Here is a 2,786-nt window from a genome sequence, read left to right on the forward strand (position 1 = left end):
GTGCGGGGCTCCTGCGATTTCTAGCTGACAGAAGAGCGCTGCCGTGGGATCCCCATGGGAAGTAGCGGAGGTTTGATTGATAAGGAATGCAAAGAAAACGCCAAAAACTGTCACTCGATCTCGGGAAAAAGCTGTGTGGATGGGGATATCCTGAAATAGGCAGCAACAGATTCCAGTGCAAAGTTTAGCTGTGGCTCGCTGGCCGATGGGGTAGTCGTTGGGCCGGGGGTCAGCCCAGAGGGTCAACATGGAAAGGCGGTCTTTTCTGCAAAAACTCCTCCTGGTTGCTGCCGGTCTTGGCCTATCCCCTGGCTGGTTGAGGGGCCGGGCTGAGCGATATGGGCAAGCTTTGGCGGCTGGCTCCCGCAAGCTGGCTGTTCTCATCGGTATTAACCGCTACCTTGGCGAGGGATCCGCGCTACAAGGGTGTTTGACAGATGTGGAGTTGCAGCGGGAGCTACTCCTCTATCGCTTTGGTTTTGACCCGGCAGACATTCTCACCCTTACCGATGGGGCAGCCACGCCGGCTGGGATCCAATCGGCCTTTGCAGAGCACTTGGGGGGTCAAGGTCACACGGCTGAAACGGTAGTGGTGCAGTTTAGCGGCTATGGCCAGTGGCGGCTGGGATCCGCGCCCAACTGTTGGCAGCCGGTGCTGCTGTTGTCTGGCTCTGAGGGAGTGGCAGCAATGGAGCTAGACAGCTTTTTCCGGCTTTTGGAAGGCTTGGGCACTGCCCAGATCACCACCCTTCTGGACTGTGGCTTTACCTATGTCTCGCCGTCGGTGCGAGGCAACTTGCAACTGCGTTCCCGTCCCCCAGCCGCGATCTCGGACTCCTCGGAACCCCAGCGGGTTTGGCCGTCTCCGCCCAAGGGCTTGCTGATTTCGGCCACCACTCCCCAGGACTTGGCAGCAGAAGCTGCTTGGCCGGGATTCTATGCCGGGGTACTCACCTATCTGCTGACGCAGTACCTGTGGGAAACCACGCCTGCCACCCGTCTGCTGGTGGCCTTTAACCAGGTGGTCAGCCGGCGGGAGCTGGGCCTCTTCGCCTGCCAACGCCCCACCTTGGAAGGCCAAGACACTGCCCGACGCATTCACCCCTATTTTCTTGCGCCCACGCAGGCAGGGGTGAGCGGGGTAGTCCAAGAAGTGAAGGGGAATCGGGCTCAGGTGTGGTTGGGCGGGATCCCATCGGCGGCCCTGTGTGGTTTGCAGCCGGGTACTCTTTTGGTTCCCATTCCCGCCGATCCTTCCGCCTCTTCGCCGACGCCGCTGCTCATGCGTTCTCGAAGTGGGCTGTTGGCTCAGGTTCAGGTGGCCAGCCCGGAAGGGCAGTTTCCCCCTGTGGGCACACCTTTGCGGGAGCAGCTGCGCGGCCTCTCCAGCACGCTCAAGCTTTTGGTTGGCCTAGAGGAGAACCTGGGCCGCATTGAAAAGGTGGATCTGACCAATGCCATTGCCGGCTATAGCTGGATGGAAACGGCCAACCCCCGCGAGCGACAGGTGGACTGTTTGTTGGGCCGCATCACCCCGGAAATGGCCGCTGCTTTTAGGACTCCGTCCCGCTGGCGCGAACGGTCGGATACCCTGCTCAAGCCTCTGGAAGTGAACAGCTACAGCCTGTTCTGGCCGGGGCGAGAATTGCTCCTGAATTCCTGTGGCCCAGCAGGAGAAGCCGCAGCAATGGCCGTCCAGCGGTTAGCTCCCCGTCTTGCCCATCTGCTGGCTGCCAAACGTTTGCGCACCACTCTCAATGCGGTTTCCTCTTCCTTGGCGGTGGTGGCGGAGTTGGCCGTCAAAGGTAGAGCTGCCAATCGCGCCAGCGGGACGGAGTCCTTAGCTCCCTCGTTGGCGGCACGCCTTGTCCAGTCCGCAACTTCCGCTCCTGCTGAGGTGGGTATGCAGCGGTTTACGCGAGGGGATCCCTTGCATCTCACCCTTTGCAACAACAGCGATCAGCATCTGTTCGGCTACCTGTTGCTGATCGACCCGACCGGACAACTGCACCTGCTGGCCCCCCTGCCTCAGGACAACTTCACCACACCTCTTCGCTTGGAAGCCAAGAGCAGTTTAACTTTGCCACCCTTGCCGGAGGTCGATGGCGAGCTGCGCTCTGCTGTGAGCTCTGACTTGCTCACCTGTCATGCCCAAGGGCTGACGGAGCTGTTGTTTGTGGCCAGCACCCGCCCCCTGTCCGCCAGCTTGGAAGCCCTCAAGGCTATGGCCCGCAAACTGGGGGTAGCCCGTTCGCCGATGTTGCTCAATGGGCCGCTGGAATGGACGCAAACGCTCCTCGAGGAGTTGACTCAGCGTGCCTCCGATCGCGCCAGCGGGACGGAGTCCTTAGGGGATCCCGACTTGCGTTGGCTGGATCCCGCCCAATCCATCACCCTTTCCCTTACCTATTTGCTGGTTTAGCTCAGCAGCAGGGCAAACAAGCCACAGAGGGCAATACCATCGAAAACCCCGGCCCCGCCAATGCTGAGAATGCCTGAGCAATTGCGCCGCAACACCTCCGGCAAGTGCAGGAGATCCGCCCCGATAAGGGTACCCAAAACCCCGCCGGCAAAGGCCACCGCTGGCGCCTGATCCCCAGCCCAGAACAAAGCGGCCAAGGCTGCTGTAGCTGGGGCAATTAGAGGATTCATCTGAATGCCGATCCCGGGCACCACGTGGGAAGCATAGTAGCTGACCAAGGTTACCAGCGCCGTTACCGCCAGGATCAGCACGCTATCGGCCCGCCCAAATTGGTATAGGGCCAAGAGCACCGGGATCAGCCCCC

The 2,786-nt window shown here is 60.7% G+C and carries 2 protein-coding genes; one reads left to right on the forward strand and one right to left on the reverse strand.

Annotated elements, in window-relative coordinates:
• Positions 1-247: 247 nt before the first annotated feature.
• On the forward strand, positions 248-2,422 hold the full coding sequence (locus NW815_RS11625) for a caspase family protein (protein ID WP_414390551.1): 2,175 nt from the start codon (positions 248-250) through the stop codon (positions 2,420-2,422).
• Here the strand turns inward: NW815_RS11625 and NW815_RS11630 are convergent.
• On the reverse strand, positions 2,419-2,786 hold a 368-nt coding region (locus NW815_RS11630), incomplete at its 5' end, for a DUF1614 domain-containing protein (RefSeq protein WP_414416036.1). The two genes, NW815_RS11625 and NW815_RS11630, sit on opposite strands and share 4 nt — an antisense overlap.

The organism is Synechococcus sp. R6-7 (genome assembly GCF_047461695.1).
In the GTDB taxonomy this organism is placed as follows: domain Bacteria; phylum Cyanobacteriota; class Cyanobacteriia; order Thermostichales; family Thermostichaceae; genus Thermostichus.

What these genes read in the sequence shown, in the direction of transcription:
- NW815_RS11625 (WP_414390551.1), top strand. Translation starts at nt 248, where the DNA reads ATGGAAAGGCGGTCTTTTCTGCAAAAACTCCTCCTGGTTGCTGCCGGT.